The organism is Bradyrhizobium sp. 186, assembly GCF_023101685.1.
Classification (GTDB): domain Bacteria; phylum Pseudomonadota; class Alphaproteobacteria; order Rhizobiales; family Xanthobacteraceae; genus Bradyrhizobium.
In genome coordinates this window covers 8,305,699-8,331,999 of sequence record NZ_CP082164.1, presented here as the reverse complement: position 1 = coordinate 8,331,999, position 26,301 = coordinate 8,305,699, and the positions used below count along the sequence as shown (strand labels likewise).

26 protein-coding genes are annotated in these 26,301 nt (G+C 64.8%); 12 read left to right on the top strand and 14 right to left on the bottom strand.

What is annotated here, in order from left to right:
* Window positions 1-389 precede the first annotated feature (389 nt).
* From fliI to IVB18_RS39940, 5 genes are all read left to right on the top strand, one after another.
* Window positions 390-1,715: a flagellar protein export ATPase FliI gene (gene fliI, locus IVB18_RS39960; RefSeq protein WP_247985717.1), complete on the top strand. Its 1,326-nt coding sequence runs from the start codon at window positions 390-392 to the stop codon at window positions 1,713-1,715.
* 121 nt (window positions 1,716-1,836) lie between these two features.
* Complete coding sequence (gene fliJ, locus IVB18_RS39955; RefSeq protein WP_148737232.1) at window positions 1,837-2,256, top strand: flagellar export protein FliJ; 420 nt, start codon at window positions 1,837-1,839, stop codon at window positions 2,254-2,256.
* Window positions 2,257-2,449: 193 nt separating this feature from the next.
* Window positions 2,450-2,995, top strand: a complete 546-nt coding sequence (locus IVB18_RS39950) for a sigma-70 family RNA polymerase sigma factor (RefSeq protein ID WP_247985716.1) — start codon at window positions 2,450-2,452, stop codon at window positions 2,993-2,995.
* A 22-nt stretch (window positions 2,996-3,017) separates the two neighbouring features.
* Window positions 3,018-4,073 (top strand): anti-sigma factor, encoded by a 1,056-nt coding sequence (locus tag IVB18_RS39945; RefSeq protein ID WP_247985715.1) that lies wholly within the window; start codon window positions 3,018-3,020, stop codon window positions 4,071-4,073.
* 216 nt (window positions 4,074-4,289) lie between these two features.
* Window positions 4,290-5,249: an AraC family transcriptional regulator gene (locus tag IVB18_RS39940; protein ID WP_247985714.1), complete on the top strand. Its 960-nt coding sequence runs from the start codon at window positions 4,290-4,292 to the stop codon at window positions 5,247-5,249.
* Window positions 5,250-5,518: 269 nt separating this feature from the next.
* Here IVB18_RS39940 and IVB18_RS39935 read toward each other — a convergent pair whose 3' ends face one another.
* From IVB18_RS39935 to IVB18_RS39900, 8 genes are all read right to left on the bottom strand, one after another.
* On the bottom strand, window positions 5,519-5,719 hold the full coding sequence (locus IVB18_RS39935) for a hypothetical protein (protein WP_247985713.1): 201 nt from the start codon (window positions 5,717-5,719) through the stop codon (window positions 5,519-5,521).
* A 293-nt stretch (window positions 5,720-6,012) separates the two neighbouring features.
* Window positions 6,013-8,154, bottom strand: coding sequence for a flagellar biosynthesis protein FlhA (gene flhA, locus IVB18_RS39930; RefSeq protein ID WP_247985712.1), 2,142 nt, complete (start codon window positions 8,152-8,154; stop codon window positions 6,013-6,015).
* A 347-nt stretch (window positions 8,155-8,501) separates the two neighbouring features.
* Window positions 8,502-8,804, bottom strand: coding sequence for a copper-binding protein (locus tag IVB18_RS39925; protein WP_247985711.1), 303 nt, complete (start codon window positions 8,802-8,804; stop codon window positions 8,502-8,504).
* Window positions 8,805-8,820: 16 nt separating this feature from the next.
* On the bottom strand, window positions 8,821-9,276 hold the full coding sequence (locus IVB18_RS39920) for a cupredoxin family protein (RefSeq protein ID WP_247985710.1): 456 nt from the start codon (window positions 9,274-9,276) through the stop codon (window positions 8,821-8,823).
* Between the two features lie 36 nt (window positions 9,277-9,312).
* Complete coding sequence (locus tag IVB18_RS39915) at window positions 9,313-10,644, bottom strand: copper oxidase (protein WP_247985709.1); 1,332 nt, start codon at window positions 10,642-10,644, stop codon at window positions 9,313-9,315.
* Between the two features lie 13 nt (window positions 10,645-10,657).
* Entirely contained in the window at window positions 10,658-12,082 is a 1,425-nt protein-coding gene (locus IVB18_RS39910; RefSeq protein WP_247985708.1) for a TolC family protein, read from the bottom strand.
* 9 nt (window positions 12,083-12,091) lie between these two features.
* Window positions 12,092-12,376, bottom strand: a complete 285-nt coding sequence (locus tag IVB18_RS39905) for a hypothetical protein (RefSeq protein WP_247985707.1) — start codon at window positions 12,374-12,376, stop codon at window positions 12,092-12,094.
* 76 nt (window positions 12,377-12,452) lie between these two features.
* Window positions 12,453-12,863, bottom strand: coding sequence for a hypothetical protein (locus IVB18_RS39900; protein ID WP_247985706.1), 411 nt, complete (start codon window positions 12,861-12,863; stop codon window positions 12,453-12,455).
* A gap of 251 nt (window positions 12,864-13,114) precedes the next feature.
* Here IVB18_RS39900 and IVB18_RS39895 point away from each other — a divergent pair, with 251 nt between their 5' ends.
* Entirely contained in the window at window positions 13,115-14,302 is a 1,188-nt protein-coding gene (locus IVB18_RS39895; protein WP_247985705.1) for an MFS transporter, read from the top strand.
* On the opposite strand, the gene IVB18_RS39890 is transcribed toward IVB18_RS39895, so the two are convergent.
* Together IVB18_RS39890 and IVB18_RS39885 are read right to left on the bottom strand one after the other, a co-directional pair.
* On the bottom strand, window positions 14,299-14,703 hold the full coding sequence (locus IVB18_RS39890; RefSeq protein WP_247985704.1) for a DUF4864 domain-containing protein: 405 nt from the start codon (window positions 14,701-14,703) through the stop codon (window positions 14,299-14,301). The genes IVB18_RS39895 and IVB18_RS39890 overlap by 4 nt on opposite strands.
* A 68-nt stretch (window positions 14,704-14,771) precedes the next feature.
* Complete coding sequence (locus IVB18_RS39885; protein WP_247985703.1) at window positions 14,772-15,188, bottom strand: cupin domain-containing protein; 417 nt, start codon at window positions 15,186-15,188, stop codon at window positions 14,772-14,774.
* A gap of 110 nt (window positions 15,189-15,298) precedes the next feature.
* Here IVB18_RS39885 and IVB18_RS39880 point away from each other — a divergent pair, with 110 nt between their 5' ends.
* Window positions 15,299-16,189: a LysR family transcriptional regulator gene (locus IVB18_RS39880; protein WP_247985702.1), complete on the top strand. Its 891-nt coding sequence runs from the start codon at window positions 15,299-15,301 to the stop codon at window positions 16,187-16,189.
* A gap of 2 nt (window positions 16,190-16,191) precedes the next feature.
* Here the strand turns inward: IVB18_RS39880 and IVB18_RS39875 are convergent, their stop codons facing one another.
* Window positions 16,192-16,833, bottom strand: coding sequence for a TetR/AcrR family transcriptional regulator (locus tag IVB18_RS39875; RefSeq protein ID WP_247991845.1), 642 nt, complete (start codon window positions 16,831-16,833; stop codon window positions 16,192-16,194).
* Window positions 16,834-17,074: 241 nt separating this feature from the next.
* On the opposite strand from IVB18_RS39875, the gene IVB18_RS39870 reads away from it, so the two are divergent.
* The 3 genes from IVB18_RS39870 to IVB18_RS39860 are packed head-to-tail and all read left to right on the top strand — an operon-like array spanning window position 17,075 to window position 20,878.
* Window positions 17,075-17,572 (top strand): 2Fe-2S iron-sulfur cluster-binding protein, encoded by a 498-nt coding sequence (locus IVB18_RS39870; RefSeq protein ID WP_247985701.1) that lies wholly within the window; start codon window positions 17,075-17,077, stop codon window positions 17,570-17,572.
* Complete coding sequence (locus IVB18_RS39865; protein WP_247985700.1) at window positions 17,569-18,624, top strand: xanthine dehydrogenase family protein subunit M; 1,056 nt, start codon at window positions 17,569-17,571, stop codon at window positions 18,622-18,624. Before IVB18_RS39870 ends, IVB18_RS39865 begins: the two co-directional genes overlap by 4 nt.
* Complete coding sequence (locus tag IVB18_RS39860) at window positions 18,617-20,878, top strand: xanthine dehydrogenase family protein molybdopterin-binding subunit (protein WP_247985699.1); 2,262 nt, start codon at window positions 18,617-18,619, stop codon at window positions 20,876-20,878. The genes IVB18_RS39865 and IVB18_RS39860 overlap by 8 nt, the downstream gene beginning before the upstream one ends.
* A gap of 101 nt (window positions 20,879-20,979) precedes the next feature.
* Here the strand turns inward: IVB18_RS39860 and IVB18_RS39855 are convergent, their stop codons facing one another.
* Both IVB18_RS39855 and IVB18_RS39850 read right to left on the bottom strand, forming a co-directional pair.
* Window positions 20,980-21,828: a transglutaminase-like domain-containing protein gene (locus IVB18_RS39855; RefSeq protein WP_247985698.1), complete on the bottom strand. Its 849-nt coding sequence runs from the start codon at window positions 21,826-21,828 to the stop codon at window positions 20,980-20,982.
* A 105-nt stretch (window positions 21,829-21,933) separates the two neighbouring features.
* Entirely contained in the window at window positions 21,934-22,482 is a 549-nt protein-coding gene (locus tag IVB18_RS39850) for a cupin domain-containing protein (protein WP_247985697.1), read from the bottom strand.
* Between the two features lie 148 nt (window positions 22,483-22,630).
* Here IVB18_RS39850 and IVB18_RS39845 point away from each other — a divergent pair, with 148 nt between their 5' ends.
* Entirely contained in the window at window positions 22,631-23,959 is a 1,329-nt protein-coding gene (locus tag IVB18_RS39845) for an aspartate aminotransferase family protein (RefSeq protein WP_247985696.1), read from the top strand.
* A gap of 69 nt (window positions 23,960-24,028) precedes the next feature.
* A complete protein-coding gene (locus IVB18_RS39840) occupies window positions 24,029-25,294 on the top strand; it encodes a D-amino acid dehydrogenase (RefSeq protein WP_247985695.1) in 1,266 nt (421 codons plus the stop codon).
* 217 nt (window positions 25,295-25,511) lie between these two features.
* Here IVB18_RS39840 and IVB18_RS39835 read toward each other — a convergent pair whose 3' ends face one another.
* On the bottom strand, window positions 25,512-26,144 hold the full coding sequence (locus IVB18_RS39835) for an XRE family transcriptional regulator (protein ID WP_247985694.1): 633 nt from the start codon (window positions 26,142-26,144) through the stop codon (window positions 25,512-25,514).
* Between the last annotated feature and the right edge of the window lie 157 nt (window positions 26,145-26,301).

Here is a 26,301-nt window from a genome sequence, read left to right as displayed (position 1 = left end):
GGGCGTCAGGTCGGCCGCATTCGCGGCACTCAACAAAACGCCTTTGAACAACTGATTCGGATCCTGACGACAGATGGTTAACAAACTCTGATTCTGGAACGCAAGTCCCCCCAGTGCAATTTTTCCCGAATCGCCCTAAGGTATTGCGCGTGAAGCAGCTTTCGTTACCCGATTCCGTTCAAGTTCCACTTTAAGAGACGGGTCTAACCGACTCCCGCGACTCAGCCTTCTTCTGAAGGGGAGTCACGTTCAGTCACAAAGACAGTGACGCAATGATTAACGATGCGGGTAAACACGAAGTTAAGCGGCGTTCAGAAATATGGCGAAACTTAAGGTTTTCGCCATGAAGCTCCAATTCATGAAGGCCCCACCCTTATGAAGGCCCTCTTATGAAGGCTCTTGCCGAACAGATCGGCGACATCGACGGCGTCAACATCTATGGCCGCGTGGTCGGCGTTCGCGGGCTGATGGTCGAGGTGGCCGGCCCGATTCACGCCATGTCGGTCGGGGCGCGGCTCGTGATCGAGACCGGCGCCAACCGTTCCATCCCCTGCGAGGTGATCGGCTTCTCCGGCAACAATGCCGTCGTGATGCCGTTCGCCGGCCTCGACGGCGTGCGCCGCGGCTGCAAGGCGGTCATCGCCAATGCCGCCAACCAGGTGCGGCCGTCGGCGGCCTGGCTCGGACGCGTCGTCAACGCGTTGGGCGAGCCGATCGACGGCAAGGGGCCGCTGCCGCAAGGCGCCTCGCCGATGCCGTTCCGCAACGCGCCGCCGCCGGCGCATTCGCGCAAGCGCGTCGGCGCCCCGCTCGATCTCGGCGTGCGCGCCATGAACACGTTCCTCACCTGCTGCCGCGGCCAGCGCATGGGCATCTTCGCAGGCTCCGGCGTCGGCAAGTCGGTGCTGCTCTCGATGCTCGCGCGCAACGTCGATGCCGATATCAGCGTCATCGGGCTGATCGGCGAACGCGGCCGCGAGGTGCAGGAATTCTTGCAGGACGACCTCGGCGAAGAGGGTTTGGCGCGCTCCGTCGTGGTGGTCGCAACCTCCGACGAGCCGGCCCTGATGCGGCGGCAGGCCGCGTATCTGACGCTTGCGGTCGCCGAATATTTCCGCGACGAAGACCAGGACGTCCTCTGCCTGATGGACTCGGTGACGCGCTTTGCAATGGCCCAGCGCGAGATCGGCCTCTCCGCCGGCGAGCCGCCCACCGCCAAGGGCTACACGCCCACCGTCTTCACCGAGCTGCCGAAGCTTCTGGAGCGTGCGGGCCCCGGCCTCGGCATCGGCGCCATCACCGCGATCTTCACGGTGCTGGTCGACGGCGACGATCATAACGAGCCGATCGCGGACGCCGTTCGCGGCATCCTCGATGGCCACATCGTGATGCAGCGCTCGATCGCCGAGCGCGGCCGCTACCCCGCCATCAACATCCTCAAATCCGTCTCCCGCACCATGCCGAAATCGGCGGATCCGCAGTTCTGGCCGACCATCCAGCGGGCGCGCCAGGTGATGGCGACCTATGCCGACATGGAGGAGTTGATCCGGTTGGGGGCCTACCGGGCCGGCTCCAGCCCGGAGGTCGACGAGGCGATCCGCCTGCACGAGCCGCTGGAGGCCTTCCTGCGCCAGCGCAAGGACGAAAGCGCCTCGCTTGCCGACGGCTACCGCCAGTTGGCGCAAATCCTCGGTAATTTGGAAACGGAACGCTAACTTTGTCCGGTCATCATCCGATCCACAGAGTAGCCAAGCCGGTCTGGGCCCAAATCGGCCCTTTTGGGGAGACCGGTGTTGTCCCACGCGCAGCTAGGGGACTTCTGGGGAGTACGAGTCGATGAAGTCACGTGATACCCTCATCCGCCTGAAGAAATTTCAGGTCGACGAGAAGCGCCGCAGGGTCGCCCAGATCGAGTCCATGATTGCCGACTTCCAGCGGATGTCGGTCGATCTCGAACGGGAGATCCAGACCGAGCAGGACCGCGCTGGGATCAACGATCCCTCGCATTTCGCCTATCCAACCTATGCCAAGGCCGCGATCCAGCGCCGCGAGAATCTGACCCGCTCGGCCGACGAGCTGAAGGGCCAGCTCGAGGAAGCCAAGGCCGCGCTTGGCGAGGCCTTCGAGGAGCTCAAGAAGGTCGAGCTCCTGGACGAGCGCGACCAGGCCCGCGAACGGGCCGAGGAAAGCGCCCGTGAACAGGCCGATCTCGACAGCATCGGCCTGATGCGCGCCCGCATGGGCGCCATCGCCTGAGGCGCAGCTAGCGAACAAATCGCCAAGAACTTGCCGAAGAATTTGCGAGCCCGGACCCGCAAGGTCCGGGCTTTCGTCTTTGCTGTCCACAGTGTGGCGCCCCGCCCCTTGGTGGTGGGCTTTGCCGCGCGCTATGGTAGCAGAGTGCCAGGGTCCGCGCGGGATGCGACGGGGCCGCGCGTTGGGGGGCTGAATGCTGACGCCAGCAGAGCTGGTCGGGCTGATAGAGGCGGTGGCGAAGGGCGATCAGTCCGCGTTCGAGCGGCTCTACGTCGCCACGCGGGCGAAACTCTATGGCGTCGTGCTCCGTATCTTGCGCCGACAGGATGTCGCAGAGGAGGTCATTCAGGAGGCCTACGTCAAGATATGGAACAGCGCCGGCCTGTTCAATCCGGCGCTGTCGTCGCCGATCACGTGGATGGCATCCATCGCACGCAACCGCGCCATCGACATCGTGCGCAAGAAGACGGAAGTCTCCATCGAGGAAGAGCCCCAGGCGATGGAAGTCGCCGCCGACAGTCCCGATCCGCTGGCGCGCCGGGAAATGTCCGAGGAGTTGAAGCGGCTGCTGGAATGCATCGGGCGGCTCGAGCCGGACCGTCAGAGGCTCGTGCTTCTCGCCTATTACAACGGCTGGAGTCGCGAGCAACTGGCCGAGAAATTCGCCGCGCCCGTCAACACGGTGAAGACGTGGCTACGGCGCAGCATGTTGGATATCCGGGAATGCCTCGGACTATGAAGGTGGTTTTGGACTGCAGCTGATGGCCTACACGGACGACCATATCGCGCTCGCCGCGGAATATGCGCTCGGCACACTTGATGCCGATGAGCGCGGGCAGGTCGCGACCATGATGGCGGTGGACGCGGAGTTCGCCGCAATCGTGCGGGCCTGGGAATTCCGGCTCGGCGTCCTTAACCAGATGGTCGGCACGATCGAGCCGCGGCCGATCGTGTGGGAGAACATCAAGTCCGAGCTCGCGCGAAGGGCCTTTGCCCAGGAGTCGCCGGCGCTGCCGGAAGCCTCACCGTCGCCACCTCCGCCTGTGCCGGAGTCATTCTCGCCGGAGCCTCCGTCGCAGGAATCTTCATCATCAGAAGATTCATCGTCAGAAGAGGTGTCGCAACCGGAGCCGCATCGGCCCCAACCGGATGCCATTCCGGATGTCGTGCCGATATTCATTCCGCAGGTCCACGCGCCGGATCTTCAGGTCGCGCGCGCGCCGCAGGCGCCGGTCGTCGACAACAGCAACGTGATCCGCCTCGAGGGCCGCGTGAAGCGCTGGCGCACTATTGCCTCCGCCGTCGGCGCGCTTGCGGCCGTGCTGCTGGTGACGCTGTCGCTTCAGATCTTCCAGCCCGGCGCCCTGCCGGGCGTGCTGCGTCCGGTGCCGCGCATCCAGACGGTCGAGGTGAAGACGCCACCCGCGCCGCTCACCACGTCCGCGCAATATGTCGCGCTGTTGCAGGGCCAGGGCGGTGGCCCCGCCTTCATCCTCACCATCGACGGAGCGACGCGGAATTTCACGGTGCGCAAGGTCGGCGCGACACCAGAGCCCGGCAAGAGCTTCGAGCTCTGGCTGATCTCCGACAAGCTGCCGCGCCCGCGCTCGCTCGGCGTGATCAACGGTGGAGATTTCACCGCGCGCCCGCTGCTCGCCTCCTACGATGCCGACGTCGTCAACGGCGCGACCTATGCTGTCACCGTCGAGCAGTCCGGCGGCTCGCCCAACGGCCAGCCGACCTCGGCGCCGGTGTTTTCCGGCAAGCTGATCGAGACGGTGCCGCCGTCACAGCCTCAGGCGCCTGCGAAGAAGTAAGCCGAAAACTCCATCGTCGTCCTGGCGAAGGCCAGTACGACCTTGAGGAGACATTGCCGGCTCCCGCTGTCGCCACGGTCCATCCCGCCGTCGCATTTCGACAAGCCCGGCCGAATCCGGCCCCGATTTGAACCTTCCCCCAATTCGCGGCGTCAAATGCCCGGACTTTGAAGTCGGCGCCGCTCGTTGCGGTGCTGAAGAGGGGCGAGAAATCAGATGGATGCAGCGAAGACGCCGGGCATCTTCATTCACCAATATGCGGGGCTGCCGCACGGCCCGGCCTTTGAACATTGGCGCGACAGGGCCTGCGGTCCCTGCGGTCTCGATATCGGTCCGAGCCACGGCGACAGCATCGATTGCAGGCTACAGATCAGCGTGGTCGGCAATATCGTGCTCGCCGTTCCCGAAGGCGCCTCCGCGCAATATTCACGCACTCAGAGCAGCCTCGCCGACGGCAGCGACGATCTCGTTCTGATCACTGCCCATGCGGGCCTCGTCCGCGTCGGGCAGAACGGTCATACCGTCGAGCTTGCGCCCGCGCAGATGGTGCTCGTCGATATGGGTGTCACCGGCACGGTCGGCCACACCGACGAAGACCGCTTCACCACCATCCGCATGCCGCGCCGCGCGCTGCTCGACATCAATCCGCGCGCCGAGGAAAAGCTCTCGCAGGCGCTCTCCGACGGTGCGGTTGCCGAGACCATCTTCCGCTATCACGCGCTCGCCGCCAATCACGCGCCGCATCTCGACGCCGTCGGCCAGCGCCTGACCTCGCAGCACATGGTCGATCTCGTCGGTCTTCTGCTCGGCACCGATGCCGAGCATGCAAGCCTGGCGCGCGGCCGCGGACACGCGGCGGCGCGTCTCGATCTCATGCGCGCCGACGTGATGGCGGCGCTCGGCCGCAACGATCTCTGCTTGTCCGAGATCGCCACGCGCTCGGGCTTGAGCCCGCGGCAGGCGCAGCGCCTGTTCGAGCAAGCCGGCACCACCTTCACCGAATTCGTGCTGGAGCAGCGTCTGCTGCTCGCGCGTAAGCTGCTCGGCGATCCCCGCGCCAGGGCGCGCAAGATCAGCGACATCGCGCATTCATCGGGCTTCTCCGATCTGTCCTATTTCAACCGCGCCTTCCGCAAGCGCTTTGGCGCGACGCCGTCGGAGCTGCGCGAGGCATGATCCGGCTTGCGCGCACTTGCGCACTGGGGCGGACGATCCAGTATTCGAGAGATCTGGATGCAAACGGAGAAGCCGCAGCGCAGTGGATTGCTCGCCTTATGCTCGCGCTGCACCCACAGTGCAAACAGGATTCCAGACATGAGAAAGCGCCCGTGGGGGGCGGGCGCTTTCTGTAGTCGACTTGGGGTTGGGGTCGTCTACATATCCACGTGGCGACTTTGGGGGGCTGGTAAAGAGCCGCGTGAATTCACAAAACTCGTCAAATCTCCTTAGCGAACGAGCGAAGCGTTCGAGCTGGTGACAACGACCGGCTTGCCGGCCTTGATGACGCGGGCAGTCTGGGTCAGGTCTTCATCCGAGCCGGAACGTGCCGTGATGCCGAAGCCTGCCACCGCGATCCCTGCGACGAGGGCCACGACCACAATCTTCAGATGGGTCGAGCGGTCTGCGCTGTAGATCGAGTGGTTCATGGAAGGCTCCTGCCGCCATTCTACCCGAAATAGTCGCCGGCCGCTTCAGGCAGGTTCATGCTTCCGGTGCCCAACAACCTAGTATTGGGCGGATTCGTTCCCAAGGGGAGATCACAAGAGCGTGAAAGGGTGTGAAAAGCCGCGATCAAAGCAGCCGCTGGTCGTGTGATTTTATAATTATTTCAATGCTATAATGGATATGTAGGCGCCCTATCGGCTTTTAGTCGACAGAGCGCCAGAAACTGAAAAACCATTTGCCTGTGGCCAAAAAACACACGGCTTCTTAAGGCAAATCAGATGCTTCCGACCGTTTTCAACCGCGCCCTCGGGTGAATTTCAGCCTGCGACAGCACCGTGGTCTGGGCGCGGAACCGCTCAACCAGCGAGCGCACGAAGGGACGAATTGCGGCAGACGTGACCAGCACAGGCGCCTCGCCCTCGCGGGCAGCGCGCTCGAAAGCCTCGCGCACGGCGTTCATGAACTCCGACAGTTTCGATGGCTGCATGGCGAGACTGCGCTCCTCGCCCTGGCCGACGATGGATTCGGCAAAGGCCTGCTCCCACCGCGCCGACAGCGCGATCAGCGGCAGATAGCCGTTGTAGGAGGTGTTTTGCGCGCAGATCTGCCGCGCCAGCCGGGCACGGACGTGCTCGACCATGGTCGCCGGATTGCGCGAGAAGGCCAGCGAGTCCGCGATGCCTTCGAGAATGGTGGAGAGGTCGCGGATCGAGATGCGCTCGGCGAGCAAAAGCTGCAGCACGCGCTGGATGCCGGAGACCGTGACCTGCCCCGGCACGATGTCCTTGACCAGCTCGCCCTGCTCCTTCGGCAGCTCCTTGAGCAGCTTCTGCACTTCGCCATAGGACAACAGGTCCGACATGTTGGCCTTGAGCAGCTCGGTGAGGTGGGTCGAGAGCACCGTCGCGGCGTCGACGACGGTGTAGCCCTTGAGCGAGGCCTCTTCCTTGAGGCTGGCGTCGACCCAGGTCGCGGGCAGGCCGAAGGTCGGCTCGGTGGTGTGGATGCCGGGCACCTGCACCTGGCTGCCGCCGGGGTCCATGACCATGAACTGGTTCGGCCAGATCTTGCCGGTGCCGGCGTCGACCTCCTTGATCTTGATGATGTAGGTGTTGGCTTCGAGCTGGACGTTGTCGAGAATGCGCACCGAGGGCATCACGAAGCCCATCTCGATCGCGAGCGAGCGGCGCAGCGCCTTGATCTGCTCGGTGAGGCGGTCGGTGCCGTCGGGGCCGTTGACCAGCGGCAAGAGCGCATAGCCGAGCTCGATCTTGAGGTCGTCGATCTTGAGCGCAGCCGAGATCGGCTCATCGGTTGCGGCGGCTCCCGGCGCGCCGGGCGTACCGACAGCGGGCGCGGCCTTGGCCGCTTCCTCGGCCTTGACGGCGATTTTCTTGCGGTTATGGGCCTGCCAGGCGAGCGCGCCGGCGCCGGCGCCGAGTGCGAGGAAGGGAATGGCCGGAATGCCCGGCAGCACAGCCAGCACCAGCATGACCGCCGAGGACATCGCGAGCGCCTGCGGATAGCCGGAGAACTGCTTCATCAGCGCCTTGTCGGCCGCACCCGACACGCCCGCCTTGGAGACAAGCAGGCCGGCCGCGGTCGAGACGATCAGCGCCGGCACCTGGGTGACGAGGCCGTCACCGACGGTCAGCAGCGTGTAGCTGCGACCGGCATCGGCAAAGGACAGGCCCTGCTGCGCCACGCCGATGATCATGCCGCCAATGACGTTGATGAAGACGATCAGGAGGCCGGCGATGGCGTCGCCGCGGACGAACTTGGAAGCGCCGTCCATGGCGCCGAAGAAACCGCTCTCGTCCTCCAGCGCCTTGCGCCGCTCCTTGGCGACCTTCTCGTCGATCAGGCCGGCGGAGAGATCGGCGTCGATCGCCATCTGCTTGCCCGGCATGGCGTCGAGGTGGAAGCGCGCGGCGACTTCGGCGATACGGCCCGAACCCTTGGTGATGACGACGAAATTGACGATGACCAGGATGGCAAAGACGATGATGCCGATGACGAAATTGCCGCCCATCACGAAGCTGCCGAAGGCTTCGATGACATGGCCGGCGGCGTCCGTGCCCTCGTGCCCGTGCGACAGGATCAGGCGGGTCGAGGCCATGTTGAGCGATAGCCGCAGCATGGTCGAGATCAGCAGGATAGTCGGGAAAGCGGAGAATTCCAGCGGCGCCTGGATGAACAGCGACGTCATCAGGATTAGGATCGAGAGCGTGATCGAGATCGCCAGGAACAGGTCCAGCACGATCGCCGGCAGCGGCAGGATCAGCACCACCAGGATGGTGAGGATGCCGAGCGCGAGCGCGATGTCGCCGCGCTTGAGAATGTTGACGATCTCGGTGAGGGAGGGGAGGCCGGGCTTCGCCCCGCCTACGCCTTGTCCCGCGGTGACGTCGACCATGGTAGCTGCCTCCCCGCGCGACTTCCGTCCGCGCGCCCCAAACGTCTGCGCGGCGGCCGATGGGCCGCCGTTCCGAAAGTGAGGCACCGCACTGGCGTCCACGGGAGCTCCCGTTCTACGCGGCTGACGACACTCGACTCCACTGGGCAATTTTTGCCCGGTGTATGGTTAGCAAAGGGTTAACGGGAGTGGGGAGAAGGGCCGAAACGGGTGTTTCAGCCCGTCATTCCGGGGCGCGCGTAGCGCGAGCCCGGAATCCATCGTGCTGCAAACGATGTGGAGAAATGGATTCCGGGCTCGCGCCAAGAGGCGCGCCCCGGAATGACGATGGTGGGATGCCGGCGGCCCTACTTCGCCTTCTCGATCTTCGTCAGGGTGTACCCGGCCGCCGTCTCCTCGGCCTCGAAGGTCACCTTGTCGCCGACCTTCACCTGTGTGAGCACCGCGGGGTCCTTGACCCGGTAGACCATGGTCATGGGCTCATCCATGCCGAGGTTCTTGGCGGGCCCGTGCTTGAGCGTGATTTTTCCCGCGCCCTCGTCGATCTTCTTGACCTCGCCGCCGATTGAAGCGCTCTGGGCCGTGACCGTACTGAGGGTCAGGCTGGCGCCCAGCGTGAGTGCGGCGGCGATGCCAACGATCTTGTTCATGGCTCTCTCCATTGGTTCATTTCACCGTGACGTGGCCGACCATGCCGTAGTCGCGATGGTCCGGGATCAGGCAGGAAAATTCGAACGTGCCGGCCTTGGTGAACTTCCAGAGGATCTCGGCCGTCTTGCTCGGAGCGAGCCGCACCCCGTTGGGATCGTCGTGCTCCATGTGCGGATGCTTCTTCATCACCTCCGCATGCGCGAGATTTTCTTTCGTGGTGGCAAGCAGGAATTCATGGTCCTCCTTGCCGACATTGCGCAGTACGAAACGGATCTGCTCGCCGCGCTTGACCGCAATTCTCGAGGGCTCGTAGTCCATCTCGCTCATCGTGATCTCGATGGTGCGCGCGGGCTTTTTGGGATCGCCGGGCTCGCCGGCCGAGAAGGACGCGTGGCCGTGATTTTCGTGCGCGAGGGTGGGCGCGATCGAGAGCGCGGCTAGCGCGAGGACGAACTTGGTGGTCTGCTTCATCGTGGTCTCCAGTTGGGGGTGGATCGAAACGCTCAATTACATTTTCATTTTCTGCATCGGCATGCCGGGCTGCCGCGCGGGCTCCGCCGCCGGTGATGCGACCTCATAGGCCACGGTGCCTTGCGGGAATTGGTACGGCCCGGGATCGCGATAATCGCCGCGCGCCATCCCCTCGCGGATCTTCATCACCGTGAACATGCCGCCCATCTCGATCGGTCCGAACTGGCCGGTGCCGGTCATCATCGGCAGCGTATTGTCGGGTGCCGGCATCTCCATGTTGCCCATCGCCATGCCGGTCGACCCCATCGCCATGGAATCGGGTGCGAGCTTGCCGACGGCCTTCGCGAGATCCTTGCGCGACACGCCGATCAGGTTGCGCATGTCATGGCCCATCGCATTCATGGTGTGATGCGACTTGTGGCAGTGGAACGCCCAGTCGCCGGGATTGTCGGCGAGCACGTCGAACACGCGCACCGCGCCGACCGGCACGTCCGTGGTCGTCTCCGGATATTGCGCGCTCTCCGGAATCCAGCCGCCGTCGGTGCAGGTCACCGCAAAGCTGTGGCCGTGCAGATGGATCGGATGGTTGGTCATGCTGAGATTGCCGATGCGCACGCGCACCTTGTCGCCGAGCCGCACAGGGAGCGGTTCGATGCCGGGAAACACCCGCGCATTCCAGGTCCACATGTTGAAGTCGGTCATTTCGTTGACCCTCGGCAGGTAGGTGCCGGGATCGACGCGGTAGGTGCTCATCACGAAGACGAAGTCGCGGTCGACGGGACGAAAATTTTGATCGCGCGGATGCACGACGACCATGCCCATCATGCCCATCGCCATCTGCACCATCTCGCCGGAATGCGGGTGGTACATGAAGGTCCCGCTCTTCCTCATCTCGAACTCGTAGACGAAGGTTTTGCCGGGCTGGATGTGGGGCTGGGTCAGCCCGCCGACGCCGTCCATGCCGCTTGGAATGATCATGCCGTGCCAGTGCACGGTGGTATATTCGGGCAGTCTGTTGGTGACGAAGATGCGGACCTTGTCGCCTTCGACCGCTTCAATCGTCGGGCCCGGCGACTGGCCGTTATAGCCCCACAGATTCACCTTCATGCCTTCGGCGAATTCGCGCACCACGGGCTCGGCGACGAGGTGGAATTCCTTCCAGTCGCCATTCATGCGGAACGGCAGCGTCCAACCGTTGAGCGTGACGACGGGGCGGTAATCCGGGCCGCTGGCCGGATGCAACGGCGGCTGCATCACCGCCTTGTCCATGTGCGCAGCTTCCGGAATCGACGCGGCTTGCACGCGACCTTGAATCGCGCTTGCGCTCACGAGCGCGGCGGTGCCCAAAAACCCTCGACGGGAAAACATGTTGGCCTCCATCTCAGTGGCCGCCGTCGGCAGGCGTTGCCGTGGCGGTGGTGGTAGTCGGATTGTCGCTGCCCGCGGGTGCGCCGCCGCCATTGACGGCGGTCTGCAAGTCGGACTGGGCGAGGAAGTAGCTTTGCTTCGCATCGATCGCCCCACGCAGCGACGCCAGGCGCTGCCGCGCTTCGGTGAGCAGCGCGAAAATGTCGACCTGCATGCTGGAGAAGCGCAGCTGCATCTCCTCGGTGATGATCTTGCGCAGGGGCAGGATCTCGCGCTGGTAATGGCTCGCGATATCGTAAGTGGACCGGTACGTGCGGTACGCGTCACGCGCTTCCGAGCGGATATTGACGGCACGCTCGGTCAGGCGATTGAAGGCGAGATTGTAGATCTCCGTCGCCTGCCGCACCCGCACCTCGCCGCCGTCGAAGATCGGGATCTGGAACTGCAGGTCGAACCCGCGTTCGCGGAACGGCGCGCCTTCCGGATCCTGGGTGCGGCGGGAGATGCCGGCGAGATCGAGCAGCGTGACGAAGCGCGTTGCCTCGGTGAGGTTCAGCGACTTCGCCAACGCCGTCAGCTCCAGCCGCGCGATCTGCAAATCGACGCGATGGGCCACTGCGTCGGCCTCGATCGACCGCAGCGCCAGTGGCCGGCGAGGCAGCGGCGGCAACTGGTTGGGCAGGCGGAAGTCGAGGCCGTCGTCCCACAGTCCCATCAGGCGCGCGAGCTTTTCGCGCGCGCTTGTTGCCGTTTGGCGCGCGGTGGCGAGATCGGCGGTGGTCTCGGCGTAAAACACCTGCTCGCGGGCCTGGTCGAGCTTGTTGATCGAGCCGGTTTCGCCGAGCTTGACCGCGAGCTGCGCGGTCGATTCCGCCGTCGACTTCGCGTCCGTCAGCAGCACCACCATCTCGTTCGCGGCGACGCTGCGGACATAGGCGCGGCGCACATCGGCGGCGAGCCGCAGCGTCGCAAGCGCCGCGCGCAATTGCGCCTGGCGAAAACGGTCGCGCGCGATCTCGGAGCGGAACGGCAGCGTCGCAAGTGCCAGGATGTCGCCGACGACCTGACGCTCGATTTCACTGGCGCCATTGCCGCTGATGCGCGAGACCGAGAACACGGGATTGGGCGGCAGGCTCTGCTCGACGAGATCGGTCTCGGCGAGTGCCAGCTCATTATAGGTGGCTTGCAGCCCCTTGTTGTTGAGCAGCGCGATCTGCGCGGCCGCCTCAGCGTTCAGCGTGCGCGACAGCAGCCGGCGGATTGTTGCGTTGACCGTCGCCCCGCCTTCGGCTGAGCGGACAAAGGCGACGTCCTTGTTGATGGCCTGGCTCGTCAGCTCCGCGACCGCGGTCATGCCGCTGTCGGGCGAGAAGGCAGCGCAGCCGGAGAGGCCAAACGCAGCGACGACGAGCAGGCCGCGCGCAAGATGGTGTGCCATGCCGCGCTCCTACTGGTCTTGCTTGGGCTGCGGTGCGACGCCGTCATTGCGCTCGCGCCATGGTGCCGGTGTCGCTGGCCGCAGGCTGGTGTAGGGGGCGATCGTCGGGCGATAACCGACACGCGCGACCCTGGCCGCCGGATCGGCGGGATCGGCGCTGGCGAGCGGCGCTGTTGCCGGCATGCAGCCGGACAGCGCCAGTCCAACCGCGGCCAGCAGCGGCCAATTGAATCGAAAGTGTCGTCCACGCGCCGGGAATGCGGCGGTGGCACTCGCGCCGAGAAGCGTAAGCATGAATCATCCCCGATCTGTCTGAGGACCACGGGCGTGTGCGCGCAGACGCGCGACGCCTCAAGTCGTGATGTTCAGGTCAGACGATGGGAGGGCGGTAGAGCAGGGGCGGCGCCTCGCTGTGCACGCGAACGGCGATCTCCGGGGCGCAAGTGGAGATCGGCTGGACCGGTTTTGCGATGCTCGGCAGATCGGCGGGCAGCGCCGTCAGGCACATCATCGCGCAGCACGGGCCCGGCTTGCCCTTGCCGTCGTGATGATGTTCCGCGGGTGCATCCTGCGTAGCGGCTTGGTGATGACCATGGGACTTGGCATGATCATGCGCCGCGTTGTCGGCGTGCATATGGCTTGTCTGATGATGCGCCGGCACAAGGTCGGCCAGCACGGCGTCATCGGTCAGGCACGGCGCCGCCGTGCCCCAGGCAAGCGCCGCGGCCGGTGTGACGACGCAGAACAGATAGGCGAGGGCAACGAGCCATCCCGCCTTCATCCGTACCGATCGCGTCAACCGAAGAAACATGCGTCCGAAACACCTGTCGCGCGCCATGATGCACACGCAGATTGCAAACTAATGGCAAAGCGCGATTTCGCAAGCACTTCTTACCGCAGTGCACCGCGCATGCCCAATATCGCGGCACGATGCTTGACCGTTAGACGATCACCGAACATGGTCCGCCCGTGCACGCACCAAATCCAGGACAAAGACCGGCTTCTTTCACCCCCGACTCCCGTCAGGCCTGGGTGCGGCTCGTGATCGCGCTTGTGATCGGCTCGATCGGCGCCGTCGGCATGTGGGCGGTGGTGGTCGTGATTCCCGTCGTGCAGGCCGAGTTCGGCGCCACCCGCGGCGCGGTGTCGCTGGCCTTTACGCTCATGATGTTCGGCTTCGGGCTCGGTGGCGTCATCGCCGGCAAGATCACCGACCGTTTCGGCATCGTGCCGGCGATGGCGATCAGCATCGCCTTCCTCGGTGTCGCCAATGTGCTGGCGGGGCTGTCGACCATGCTCTGGCAGTTCGTGGCGGCCTACTTCCTCATTGGCCTCGGCACCTCGGCGACCTTCGCGCCGCTGATGGCAGAGGCCTCGCACTGGTTCGAGCGCTATCGCGGACTGGCCGTGACCATCGTCGCGAGCGGCAATTACGTCGCCGGCACGATCTGGCCGCCGATCGTGAGCTTTGGCATGCAGACCGTCGGCTGGCGGATGACCCATATCGGGATCGGCATCGTCTGCGCGAGCCTGATGACGATACTCGTGCTGGTCCTGCGTACGCAGATCGGCGACGACAAGGTCCGCAATCACGCCAACGCGGCGCCGCCGCGGGTCGATCTCAAGCTTTCGACCAACACACTGACGGTGCTGCTCTCGATCGCCTCTGTCGCCTGCTGCGTGGCGATGGCGATGCCGCAGGTCCACATCGTGGCCTATTGCGGCGATCTAGGCTTTGGTGTGGCGCGCGGCGCGGAGATGCTGTCCTTGATGATGGCCTGCGGCATCGTCAGCCGGATCGGCTCGGGATATCTCGCCGACAAGATCGGCGGCATCCCCACGCTGCTGATCGGATCGGTGGCCCAGGGCTTCGCGCTGGTGTTCTACCTGTTCTTCGACAGCCTCAGTTCGCTCTATTTGATCTCCGCGATGTTCGGCCTGTTCCAGGGCGGCATCGTGCCGAGCTACGCCATCATCGTGCGCGAGGCGATGCCGGCAAGCGAGGCGGCAACGCGTGTCGGCATCGTGATCTTCGCCTCCGTGTTCGGCATGTCCTTTGGCGGCTGGGTCTCCGGCGTCATCTTCGATGCCACCGGCTCCTACGCCGTAGCCTTCGCCAACGGCGTGGCTTGGGATGCGCTCAATATCGGTATCGTCGTGTTGTTGCTGATCCGCTCGCGCATGAATTCGGTCAGGACCGGGCCGGGGTTTGCAACCTAAACCGCCTGTCCCATCTTCAACAGCGAGCAGCCGGTGATCTTGTAGCTGCCATCCGGCTGCTGCTCGAGCGTGTAGAGCGCTTCCCAGGCTTCGCCATTGGCATCGATGATGTGGACGCGCTGGCCAATCCAGCCACCCTCGACCTTGGTCTCGCCGAACTCAAAGCTCTTGTGCCGGTAGACCGGCGCGTAGCCGTTTTGCACCATGGACATGAAGATGTCGGGCGCGGGGAAGATTTCCCTGATCGCCGGCGCGGCGTAGGTATAGGCGGCTGCCGCATCGTCGCGGCCAAACGCCTGCTCCTGGGAGCGGATGACGCCTTGCGCCGCCGTGACGTCGTCAGCGGCGGGCGCGAGTGCGCCGCCCAGCAACATCCAGATCAGGACAAGGAGAGCACGCATGGCAAGGCTCCGCCTGGCTCATTCCGGCCTTGCGAGATTATCGCCATGCGGTCGCTCTGGCAAATCGCCTAATGCGACAGCAGGTCAAGAAACGGCGTATCGACCGCGCTGACATAGAAGATGACGACCTTGGTCTCGGCATCGGTCCGGTTGTAGCCGGTCATAGCCACGTTGGGCGGCTCTACCAGCGCTTCGCCCGCCTTGACCGTCAGCGGCGGTTTGCCGTCGAGCTCTAGCGTAAAGGCGCCTTCGAGCACGTAGACGGTCACCGGAAAACGGTGGGTGTGATAGACGGTCTTGTCGCCCCGCTTGAACGACGCGGTCATCACCCGCACCGACTGCTTTTCGTCCTTCGGCAGCCCCTCAACCATTTGCTGAAGCACGAGATTTGGCTTGGTGATGTCGTGCGCGCCATGATCTTGCGCTGCTGCTGCGGCCGAAAGACCCAGGACGAGGGCAGCGCTGAGGACGTGTTGAGCGCGCATCTGAAGTCTCCATCGCATGAAATCGTGTTGCGCCCCAAGCTAGGGGACGCCGCTGACGCTCGGGAGCCGCAACATTGCGGGAGGGGGCCGCAGAAGTGCATAGTCCCTGCATGTTCGATTGGAACGACCTCAAATATTTCCTGGCGGTCGCGCATCACGGCAGCACGATTGCCGCGGGCAAGGCGCTCGGTATCAGCCAGTCGACCGTACACCGACGGCTCGAGAAGCTGGAGCGCGGGTTGGGCCGTGCGCTGGTGATGCGGCTGCCCTCAGGCTACCAGCTCACCGAGTTCGGCCACGCGATGCTGCCCTATGCCGAGCGCATCGAAGCCACCGTCGCCGACTTCATGCGGCGTACGACCGAGGTCGAGCAGGATCTGAAGGGCGCGATCCGCGTCACTTGTCCGGAGCCGATCGTCGCCCGGCTCATTCAGTCCGGCCTGATCGATAGCTTTCACGCGATGCATGCTTCGCTCCGCGTCGAATTCGTGATGAGCGACCGCTACCTCGATCTGTCGAAAGGGGAGGTCGATGTTGCCTTCCGGTCCGGCGACACCGACGACGAGCTGGTCGGACGCAAGATCGCCGAGTCGATCTGGGCCGTCTACGCCAGCCGCGGCTATCTCGAACGGCACGGCAGGCCGGAGCGCGTCGAGGATCTCTCGCATCATCTGCTGGTGGGGCTCGATGAATCCCTTGCCAATCACCGGGCCGTCAAATGGCTCAAAGAGGTCGCGCCGGATGCGAAGATGGCCGCCCGGATCAACAGCGTGCTCGGCCTGGTTTCAGCCGTGAGGTCCGGTGTCGGGATCGGGCCGCTTCCTATCGCGCTCGGCGAGGCCGAATCCGATCTCGTTCGCGTGCTCGGTCCGATCGCCGAATTGACCCGGAGCTGGCGTATCCTCACGCATCCCGATCTCAGGCGGGTGCCGCGGATCGCCGCGTTTTTCGACTTCATCGTCCTCCAGCGAGAGGCGCTGAAGCCGATCCTGACTGGATGAAGCTATAGCTTCCGCTTCGCGACCGGCCTTGTCGGCTTGGCGGCGCGCTTTGGGCGCGATTTGGCTTTGGGCTGCACGCGCAGCCCGTCGACGAACACGTCGAGCATCCGCAACACCGAGGATTGCCAGCCGGGCTGGTCGTGCATGTAGCACATGCCGACCAGGGCCCTGAGCAGGTCTTCCGGGCTGATATCGGCGCGCATCTCGCCGGCCGCGACGGCGCGATCGAGCAGCGAGCCGATCGCCTTGGTCAGCCGGTCCATCGAGAAGGCGGCGAGTTCCGACGAGCTCTGGAACGTCAGCGCCAGCGCGGCCGACATGCCCTTTTTCGTGGCAACGAATTCGACAGCGGAGCCCAGCCAGCGCCGCAGCGCATCGACCGGATCCTTTGCGCTCTTTAATTGCTCGGCGAGCTCGCTGAGCTGCTCGACCTCGCGCCGGTACACCGCCTCGAACAGGTCCTCGCGCGTCGGGAAATGCCGGTAGAGCGTGCCGATGCCGACGCCGGCGCGCTTGGCGACGGCCTCGAGGCTCGCCTCCGGACCTCCCGCGTTGAATACGGCCTTGGCCGCCTCGAGCACGCGTTCGCGATTGCGCACGGCATCGGCGCGAGGCTTCCGGACCTGGTCGGCGTGATCGTCCATGCCGACAATGTAGATCACGAATTGGTTAGATTGAACCCTTGCAGGGCTGCATCGCTTTGTCTGCGCACGGGCTTTTGACGAATTCCAGATTTTTTCCACCAGCCCTTGTTAAGCGGAGGGTACCTCCGTATCTTCCTTGAGACGTTGGCCCGGAGCATATCCGGGTGGCGCAGAATCGACGGCGGCCACGGCGGTGGCGCGCCGCGCGATCATCCATGTCCATATCTGATCGGAGCCTTGTATGAACCACTCCATCAGCCTCACCGTGAACGGTGCGCGGCGCGAATTCGTCCTCGACGATCCGCGCATCACGTTGCTCGATCTCTTGCGTGAGCGCCTCCATCTGACCGGAACCAAGAAGGGATGCGACCGCGGACAATGCGGCGCGTGCACCATTCTCGTCGACGGCAAGCGCATCAATTCCTGCCTCGCGCTCGCGATCAGCCATGACGGCGCCGACATCCTCACCGTCGAAGGTGTCGCGCGGGGCGACCAGCTTCACCCCGTGCAGGCTGCCTTTATCGCCCATGACGGCTTTCAGTGCGGCTTCTGCACGCCCGGCCAGATCATGAGCGCGATCGGCATGATGAGCGAAGGCCAGGCCGGCGACGATCCCGAACGTATCCGCGAATGCATGAGCGGCAATCTCTGCCGCTGCGGCGCCTATGCCGGCATCGTCGATGCCGTGCTCGAGGCGCAGGCCGGTGCAGACGAAGCCAACCAGAGGCGCTCCGCATGAAGCAGTTCGATTATGTCAGGCCCGCCACGGTCGCCGAGGCTGTTGCCGCCGCTGCCCAGCCGGGCGCTACCTATCTCGCTGCCGGCACCAATCTGCTCGATCTGATGAAGGGCGGCGTCAGCCGTCCGGATCGCCTGGTCGACGTCACGCATCTCGAAGGGCTCGACCGGATCGAGCACCTCGCCGACGGGGCGTTGCGCATCGGCGCGCTCGTGAGCAACGCCGATCTGGCGCATGATGTCGGATTCGCAAGCTCCTATCCCGCCGTGGCGGAAGCGCTGCTCTCCGGCGCGTCCGCGCAACTTCGCAACGCCGCGACCGTTGGCGGCAACCTTTTGCAACGGACGCGTTGCGCGTACTTCTATGATACGGCCAGTCACTGCAACAAGCGCGAAGCTGGCAGCGGCTGCGACGCCCGCGATGGTGAGAACCGGACCCATGCCGTGCTCGGCTGGAGCGAAAGCTGCATTGCCACGCATCCCTCCGACTTCTGCGTGCCTCTGGTCGCGCTGGATGCGGTCGTCGAAATCGAGGGCAAAGGTGGCCGACGCGAAGTCGCGCTCAATGAGCTGCATCGACTGCCAGGCAATACACCCGAACGCGACTCCGCACTCGAGCCCGGTGACCTCATCGTCGCGCTACGCCTGCCGCCTGCGGCACGCGGCTTTGCCGCGCACGCGCGCTACCTCAAGGTTCGCGAACGCACGTCTTATGCCTTTGCCGTCGTCTCAGCTGCGGCCGCTTTGCAGATCGAGAACGGCAAGATCAAGCAGGCGCGGCTTGCGCTCGGCGGCGTCGCCTCAAAGCCTTGGCGCCCCCGCGCCGCGGAAGATGTGCTCAAGGGCGTCGCGGCTACAGCGGACGCCTTCCAGGAAGCCGCCTGGCGCGCGCTCACGGACGCAAAGCCGTCCGGCGATAACGCCTTCAAGATCGAGCTCGCGCGCCGCATCATCGTGCGCGCGCTGACACTTGCCGCCGCCGGTACGCCCGCGCGCATGCCGGCGTTGCCGGCCTCTCCCTTTGCCTCGACTTCCGGAGCCATCCATGCCTGAGCTTAATCTCACCAGCGCTCCCGCCCATTTGCGGCACGGCTCGAACATCGGCCAGCCGCTGACCCGCCGCGACGGCGTTCTCAAGGTCAGGGGACAGGCGACCTACGCCGCCGATAACCATCCGCCCGGCATGCTGTTTGCGGTGATGGCTGTGGCCAGCATCGCGCGCGGTCGCGTGGCTTCGCTCGATGTCGCCGCGGCCAAGCGCCATCCCGGCGTCGTCGATGTCATGACCACGAGCCACAAGCCGCCGCTCGCAATCGATCCCGAGATCAAGACCAATCCATTCGTATTCCGGATGGAGGTGTTGCAGAGCGACGAGGTCCGCTACGCCAACCAGCCCATCGCCGTCGTTATCGCCGAAACGCTGGAGGCGGCGACGGAAGGCGCGGTGCTGCTGGCGCCACGCTATGAGACGCTGCCCGCGCGTGTCGGGCTCGATGCCGGCGAGAGTTTCGTGCCGCCCGTCGTCGGCGTCGGCAATCCGACGGAAAATCACCGCGGCGATATCGAGGCCGGCCTTGCCTCGGCCGAGAAGCGGATCGAGGCGACCTATGAGACGCCGCCACAATATCACAATGCGATGGAGCCGCACGCGATTGTCGCGGTGTGGGACGGCGACAATCTCTCGGTCGACATGCCGACCCAGGGCCTGATGTTGTCGCTTGCGCGCATCGCCGAATTGTTCGGCATTGCGCCGGATAAGATCCATATCCGCAGCCCGTTCCTCGGCGGCGGCTTCGGCTCCAAGGGACTGATGGCCGGCCCGCAAGTGCTCGGCGTCATGGCCGCAAAGCTCGTCGGCAAGCCGGTCAAGCTCGTGCTGCGCCGTGAGCAGATGTATGGCCCGGTCGGCCATCGCGCACCGACGCGCCAGCGGCTGCGCATCGGCACCGACGGTGAAGGGTGCCTGACCGCGCTCGATCACCATGCGAGAACCGTGTCGAGCACGTTCGACGACTTCTACGAGCCCGCGGCCGATGCCTCGCACACGCTCTATGCCGCACCTGCGATCCGCACCTCGCACGATGCGGTGCGCGTCAACACCGGCACGCCGCTGTTCATGCGCGCGCCGGGCGAGGCGACGGGCTCGATTGCGCTTGAGAGCGCGATCGACGAGATGGCCTGGGCCTGCGGCATCGACCCGCTCGCCTTCCGCCTGAAGAACTACGCCGAGGTCGAGCCGATCACGGGAAAACCGTTTTCCTCGAAGGCGCTGCGCGCCTGCTATGAGCAGGGTTCGGCGCGCTTCGGCTGGGCGAAGCGGCCGTTGCCGCCGCGGCAGACGCGCGACGATGCCGGGCTTCTGGTCGGCTGGGGCATGGGCACTGCGACCTTCCCGGCGCTGATGTTCCAGGCCGAAGCGCGGGCGGCGATCCGCCGCGACGGCTCCGGCGTCATGGAGATCGGCGCGCATGACATGGGGCAGGGCGCCTGGACGGCGCTGGCGCAGATCGCGGCCGACGGCCTCGGGCTCGCTATCGACCGCGTCGCGTTCAAGGCCGGCACATCCGATCTGCCCGATGCCGGCATCGCCGGCGGCTCGGCGCACACCGCGACCGCCGGTGCGGCGATCCACAGCGCCGGCGCGGCCGTCATCGCCAAGCTCGCCGATCTCGCCACAGGTGACGAGCGCTCGCCACTGTTCGGCGCCGGCAATGCCGGCGTCACCGCACGCGACGGAAAGCTGTTCCGGCGCGACGATGAGAGCCGCGGCGAGAGCTACGCCGAGATTCTCGCGCGCGCGGGCCTCGCCGAGGTCGAAGCCCGCGGCACGGGCGCGCCGAACCCTGCGGCGATGGAAGAATACGCGATGCATGCCCACGGCGCGGTGTTCGCGGAGGTGAAGGTCGATCCCGAGCTCGGCCAGATCCGCGTCACGCGTATGGTCGGCGCCTTCGCGGCCGGGCGCATCGTCAATCCGCATCTGGTCAAGAGCCAGCTGTTCGGCGGCATGATCTGGGGCGTGTCCTTCGCGCTACACGAGGAGGCCATCACCGACCGGCGCAGCGGCCGGATCATGAATGCCAATCTCGGCGAGTACCACATCCCGGTGAATGCCGACGTGCCGCCGCTCGACGTGATCACGGTCGAGGAGCACGATCCGCATCTGAATGCGCTCGGCATCAAGGGCGTCGGCGAGATCGGCATTACCGGCAGCGCCGGCGCGGTGGCCAACGCCGTCTGGCACGCAACCGGCGTACGCGTCCGCCGCTTTCCGATCCGGATCGAGGAGTTGTTGACACAGCTTTGAGGCAGCGGGCGGGACGACGCTCTGTCGTCCCGCCAAAGCGATGAGTATGTCGCAGGGCTCGGGGCCGCTGATCGGGGCCGGGATGTCCAGACCAGAAATAACTAGGAGCTGAGCGCATCAATCCATGGCGGGTTTTTGGTAAGCGGTATCGACTCCCCCAGCCTTGAAAAGCCATCTTCGGATTGTTCAGCCCTCTCGACCGACATGGCGATCTGATCGCCAAGGGCCATGTCGGCGTCGTCCAGACGTTTGCTTCCTGTTGTCGCGCTACGCCACGTATCCCAGACCGACACGTGCCGGTTTGCGAGGGCCAGGAGATCGCGATGGAGATTTACATTCATGAACCAAAGGCCTCGGGCATCGCCGTGTCCGAAATCATCCGGATCGGCGCCGCCGCTCCTCACCAGTTTCCAGGCCTGAGCCGCCGTCAGATAGGCATCATTCGGCAGGTCAGTCAGGTCGAATGCGATGCCGAGGTCCCTTTGCTGCATCTCATCGATCTGTGCGTCAACACGACGCCAACGCTGCCCTGTCGTTGACCAGTACTCGCAAACCCAGTGATCCTGAAAGGGCGTTGAGCTGAAGTAAGTCGCAAACCCGCACCTGACGCGCGCAGGAATCGCGCGATGTCTCAGAATGCTGCACAGTAACAGCGAGTAGTCACGGCATGTACCGAATGTTCGTTTGTGCGGAGGGCGAAGGGCCTCGAGCGGCCCGTCGAAGGACCTCTGGATGAGTTGCAATCGGGCGGAAATCGATTGCGTCTCGCGAGGGCGAGACATGCCGGCCGGAATTCCGTACTGGTCTGCGCATGACACATGTACGATGAGCCGCGATACGATATCGCGCAGCAAAGACACATCGACAGGCAGGCGCTCGTAGAGGCTTCCGAACGGGCCCGGTTGGGTCATGCTATCGTGCGTGGTGAAGTGCTCTCTGATCTTCGACATTACGCTTGGAGCTAGCCCCATCGATTTGGTGCGATCCTAAGCATTTTCGAGGAGCGCGTCCATCATAGGTTGTCAGGCCGCTTTGTTTCTATTGTGTGCGGTGCCTCAAAACGTCGGCGGCGTGCAGGCCGAGATCACCTCGCACGGCTTGCCGCCGACGCAGCGGAAGCGATGCGGCCGGCGGCTTTCGAAATAATAGGCGTCGCCAGGATTGAGGATGCGTCGCTCGTCGTCGACGGTGACCTCGAGCTTGCCGGAGATGACGACGCCGCCTTCCTCGCCGTCGTGGACCAGGGGGACGCGTCCGGTGTCGCTGCCGGGCTCGTACCGCTCCTTCAGGATCTGAAGGCTGCGTCCGAACAGATTGTCGCCGACCTGGCGGTAGGAGATCGGCTTCTTGCCGACCTCGGTCAGCTCTTCGGCGCGGTAGAAGATCTTGCGCCGCGTCTCCGGCTCCAGCGCGAAGAACTCGGCGAGGCCCATCGGGATGCCGTCGAGGATGCGCTTGAGCGCGCCGACGCTGGGGTTCATCTGGTTGGATTCGATCAGCGAGATCGTCGAATTGGTGACGCCGGCGCGCTTGGCGAGCTCCCGCTGCGACAGCTTCTGGCGCGTCCGGATGAATCGCAGCCGTCCACCGATGTCGACGCTCATGCCCAAGTCCCTGTTGCAGGTGTTGCGGATCGCGCAATTATGGACCGGCAGCCCCAATCAAATCAATGGCTTGCCGGTACACAGAAAAGGACTTGTTGCCCTTCTGAAGCCGTGGCTCTGCTGTCAGGTCAGCAAAGGAGCGTGGCCCGTGACCCTTCATCAGATTCCGAACACCATCAAGACCGATTCGTTCTGGATGCCGTTCACGGCCAACCGGCAGTTCAAGAAGGCGCCGCGGCTGTTTTCCTCGGCCGAGGGCATGCACTACACCACGGTCGACGGTCGCAAGGTGATCGACGGCTCCGCCGGCCTGTGGTGCGTCAACGCCGGCCACGGCCGCAAGCAGATCGCCGCCGCGGTCGAGCGGCAGCTGATGACGCTGGACTTCGCCCCGTCATTCCAGATGGGCCATCCGCTGGCGTTCGACTTCGCCGAGCGGCTCGCCGAGATCGCGCCGAAGGGGCTCGATCGCATCTTCTTCACCAATTCCGGCTCCGAGTCGGTCGACACCGCGCTCAAGATCGCGCTGGCCTATCAGCGCTCGATCGGACAAGCGTCCCGCACCCGCCTGATCGGCCGCGAGCGCGGCTATCACGGCGTCGGCTTCGGCGGCACTTCGGTCGGCGGCATGGTCGCCAACCGCCGCGCGTTCGCGACCCTCCTGCCGGGCGTCGACCACATCCGCCACACCCATGATCTCAGCCGCAACGCCTTCGCCAAGGATCAGCCGGAGCATGGCGCCGAGCTCGCCGACGATCTCGAACGCCTCGTCGCTCTGCATGGCGCCGAGACGATCGCTGCCGTCATCGTCGAGCCGGTGCCGGGCTCGACCGCGGTGCTGCCGCCGCCGAAGAACTATCTCCAGCGGCTGCGTCAGATCTGCGACAAGCACGGCATCCTCCTGATCTTCGACGAGGTCATCACCGGCTTCGGCCGTCTCGGCACGCCGTTCGCCGCCGACTTCTTCGGCGTCACGCCGGACCTGATGACGACCGCCAAGGGCATCACCAACGGCACCGTTCCCTGCGGCGCGGTGTTCGCGAGCCGCAAGGTGCATGATGGCCTGATGGTCGGCCCGGAGAACCAGATGGAGCTGTTTCACGGCTACACCTATTCGGCGCATCCGGTGGCTTGCGCCGCCGGCATCGCGACGCTCGATATCTACAAGGACGAAGGCCTGCTCACGCGCGGTGCGTCGATCGCCGATTACTGGCGCGATGCGCTGCATTCGCTGAAGGGCCTGCCCAACGTCGTCGATATCCGCAATTGCGGCCTGATGGGCGCGGTCGAGCTCTCGCCGCGCGACGGCGCGGTCGGTGCGCGTGGCTATGACGTCATGGTCGACTGCTTCAATCGCGGGCTGTACTTCCGTATGAGCGGCGACTCCTTCGCGCTGTCGCCGCCCCTCATCGTCGAGAAGAGCCACATCGACGAGATGATGTCGATCCTCGGCGACGCCATCAAACGGGTGGCCTGATAATTGCTCTCGCCGTTGCGGAGTTCTTCTTGCAGCGGCGAGCGTGATGCCGCGGGAGTTTGACGAAGCGTGAAAGTTCTGATCCTCGGCAGCGGTGTCATCGGTGTCACCTCTGCCTACTACCTCGCGCGTGCCGGTCATGAGGTGACGGTCGTCGACCGTCAGCCGCAGCCAGCGCTGGAGACCTCTTTCGCCAATGCCGGCGAGGTCTCGCCCGGCTATTCATCGCCCTGGGCCGGCCCCGGCGTGCCTGTGAAGGCAATCAAGTGGCTTCTGATGAAGCACGGCCCGCTGGTGATCCGGCCGAAGCTCGATCCCGTGATGTGGGTCTGGCTGCTGAAAATGCTGCGCAACTGCACGAGCGAGCGCTACGCGGTCAACAAGAGTCGGATGATCCCGATCGCGGAGTACAGCCGCGACTGCCTGCGCGATCTGCGCCGCGACATCGGCATCCAGTATGACGAGCGCTCGCAGGGCACGCTCCAACTATTCCGCTACCAGGCGCAGCTCGACGGCACGGGTGAGGACATCGCCGTGCTCAAGCAATATGGCGTGCCTTACGAGGTGCTGAGCCGCGAGGGCTGCATCGCGGTCGAACCCGCGCTCGCAGGCGTCAAGGAGAAGTTCGCCGGCGGAATGCGGCTGCCGCAGGACGAGACCGGCGACTGCCACATGTTCACGCAGGCACTAGCCAAGCACGCCGAAGCGCTCGGCGTGCCCTTCATGTTCAACACCGGCATCGACCGCATCGTGACGGACGGCACGCGTGTCACCGGTGTAGCGACCAGCGCCGGCATGTTGCAGGCCGATGCTTATGTTCTCGCGCTCGGAAGCTGGTCGTCGCGCCTCGTTGCGCCGCTCGGCATTTCGCTGCCGGTCTATCCGGTGAAGGGCTATTCGATCACGGTGCCGATCAAGGACGCCTCCGGCGCGCCGGAATCGACCGTGATGGACGAGAGCTACAAGGTTGCGATCACCCGATTGGGCGATCGCATCCGCGTCGGCGGCACCGCCGAAATCTCCGGCTATTCGAGCCAGCTCTACGACGCGCGCCGCGCCACGCTCGATCACTCGCTGACCGATCTGTTTCCGCGCGGCGGCGATCTCTCCAAGGCGACGTTCTGGAGCGGCCTGCGCCCGATGACGCCGGACGGCCCGCCCGTGATCGGCCCGACGCAGTACGCCAATCTCCATCTCAACACCGGCCACGGCACGCTCGGCTGGACCATGTCCTGCGGCTCCGGCCGCGCGCTCGCGGACATGCTGTCCGGCAAGAAGCCGGACATCGACGTCAGTGCGCTGACGGTGGATCGGTACAATCACCGGTTTGGGTGAACGTCCTTCCACACCGCAAAACCTATCACCGTCATCCTGAGGCGCGAGCTGCGCGGCGCAATAGCGCCGTGCGGTGAGCCTCGAAGGGCGACGGCCCGGCTGCATCGAGGCCGTCGATCCTTCGAGGCTCCCCACGTGGCGCGTTGCGCCCCATGGCCCGCGCCTCAGGATGACGGAATGGAGATGGGCTTGCGCAGCGAGGAAAAGGGAAGAAGACTTACCCCGCCCCCGTCACGCAATTCACCCACAGCACCACTGCCTTCGCATCCTGCGCCGGATTTGAAAACCGGTGCGGCCGGCGGCTCGCGAAGCGAAAGCTGTCGCCCGTCTTCAGCGACCACGTCTCGCTGTCCACCGTCAGCATCATCTCGCCTTCGAGCACGAGGCCGGCTTCCTCGCCGTCATGGGTGTAGAGCTCGTCGCCGGTCGAGCCGCCGGGCTCGAGATGCACCAGGAACAAATTGAGCCGGTTGTCGGCGCTCGCCGGACTCAGCAGTTGCTTCGAGACACCGGTGCGCCAGAGTTTTAGCTCGGGCCGCTGCAATCCGCGGGTCACCACTTGATCGGATACGCCGTCACCACCCGGGCCGGCGCCGAACAGCGCGGCGATGCCGACGCCGAGCACGTCGGCGAGCGTTGCCAGCACGCGCAGCGACGGCGACGACAGGCCGCGTTCGATCTGGCTGAGAAAGCCGATCGAAAGCTCCGTGCGCGCTGCGACCGTTTCGAGCGAGAACTGCCTGACCCGCCTGAGATCGCGGATGCGGCGGCCGACCGCGACATCCATCGCAGGCTCGACGGATTTCGCCTTGGCCTTTTTCACCGCTTTTGCGGCGGCCGGTCTGCGCATTCTTTTGCCACCGCTCACGTCAAACCGCTTCCTTCATGTGCATGAAAACTGCTTGCATCGCCCGTGAAAGTGTGACCAAATTTTCATATTGGTGAAAATAGGCCGAAACGGCTTGGCCCGCAATGTCTGCGATCACGTGCGAGCGCCGCCATCGGCC

Excerpts from the sequence above, each read along its gene's own strand:
- IVB18_RS39950 (WP_247985716.1), top strand. The coding sequence starts at position 2,450 with ATGCTGACGCCAGCAGAGCTGGTCGGGCTGATAGAGGCGGTGGCGAAG.
- IVB18_RS39860 (WP_247985699.1), top strand. The coding sequence starts at position 18,617 with ATGCCTGAGCTTAATCTCACCAGCGCTCCCGCCCATTTGCGGCACGGC.
- fliI (WP_247985717.1), top strand. The coding sequence starts at position 390 with ATGAAGGCTCTTGCCGAACAGATCGGCGACATCGACGGCGTCAACATC.
- IVB18_RS39915 (WP_247985709.1), bottom strand. The coding sequence starts at position 10,644 with ATGTTTTCCCGTCGAGGGTTTTTGGGCACCGCCGCGCTCGTGAGCGCA.
- IVB18_RS39905 (WP_247985707.1), bottom strand. The coding sequence starts at position 12,376 with ATGCTTACGCTTCTCGGCGCGAGTGCCACCGCCGCATTCCCGGCGCGT.
- IVB18_RS39920 (WP_247985710.1), bottom strand. The coding sequence starts at position 9,276 with ATGAAGCAGACCACCAAGTTCGTCCTCGCGCTAGCCGCGCTCTCGATC.
- IVB18_RS39940 (WP_247985714.1), top strand. The coding sequence starts at position 4,290 with ATGGATGCAGCGAAGACGCCGGGCATCTTCATTCACCAATATGCGGGG.
- IVB18_RS39945 (WP_247985715.1), top strand. The coding sequence starts at position 3,018 with ATGGCCTACACGGACGACCATATCGCGCTCGCCGCGGAATATGCGCTC.
- IVB18_RS39925 (WP_247985711.1), bottom strand. The coding sequence starts at position 8,804 with ATGAACAAGATCGTTGGCATCGCCGCCGCACTCACGCTGGGCGCCAGC.
- IVB18_RS39865 (WP_247985700.1), top strand. The coding sequence starts at position 17,569 with ATGAAGCAGTTCGATTATGTCAGGCCCGCCACGGTCGCCGAGGCTGTT.
- IVB18_RS39875 (WP_247991845.1), bottom strand. The coding sequence starts at position 16,833 with ATGGACGATCACGCCGACCAGGTCCGGAAGCCTCGCGCCGATGCCGTG.
- flhA (WP_247985712.1), bottom strand. The coding sequence starts at position 8,154 with ATGGTCGACGTCACCGCGGGACAAGGCGTAGGCGGGGCGAAGCCCGGC.
- IVB18_RS39900 (WP_247985706.1), bottom strand. The coding sequence starts at position 12,863 with ATGAAGGCGGGATGGCTCGTTGCCCTCGCCTATCTGTTCTGCGTCGTC.
- IVB18_RS39910 (WP_247985708.1), bottom strand. The coding sequence starts at position 12,082 with ATGGCACACCATCTTGCGCGCGGCCTGCTCGTCGTCGCTGCGTTTGGC.
- fliJ (WP_148737232.1), top strand. The coding sequence starts at position 1,837 with ATGAAGTCACGTGATACCCTCATCCGCCTGAAGAAATTTCAGGTCGAC.
- IVB18_RS39880 (WP_247985702.1), top strand. The coding sequence starts at position 15,299 with ATGTTCGATTGGAACGACCTCAAATATTTCCTGGCGGTCGCGCATCAC.
- IVB18_RS39850 (WP_247985697.1), bottom strand. The coding sequence starts at position 22,482 with ATGAGCGTCGACATCGGTGGACGGCTGCGATTCATCCGGACGCGCCAG.
- IVB18_RS39890 (WP_247985704.1), bottom strand. The coding sequence starts at position 14,703 with ATGCGTGCTCTCCTTGTCCTGATCTGGATGTTGCTGGGCGGCGCACTC.
- IVB18_RS39885 (WP_247985703.1), bottom strand. The coding sequence starts at position 15,188 with ATGCGCGCTCAACACGTCCTCAGCGCTGCCCTCGTCCTGGGTCTTTCG.
- IVB18_RS39870 (WP_247985701.1), top strand. The coding sequence starts at position 17,075 with ATGAACCACTCCATCAGCCTCACCGTGAACGGTGCGCGGCGCGAATTC.
- IVB18_RS39835 (WP_247985694.1), bottom strand. The coding sequence starts at position 26,144 with ATGCGCAGACCGGCCGCCGCAAAAGCGGTGAAAAAGGCCAAGGCGAAA.
- IVB18_RS39855 (WP_247985698.1), bottom strand. The coding sequence starts at position 21,828 with ATGTCGAAGATCAGAGAGCACTTCACCACGCACGATAGCATGACCCAA.
- IVB18_RS39935 (WP_247985713.1), bottom strand. The coding sequence starts at position 5,719 with ATGAACCACTCGATCTACAGCGCAGACCGCTCGACCCATCTGAAGATT.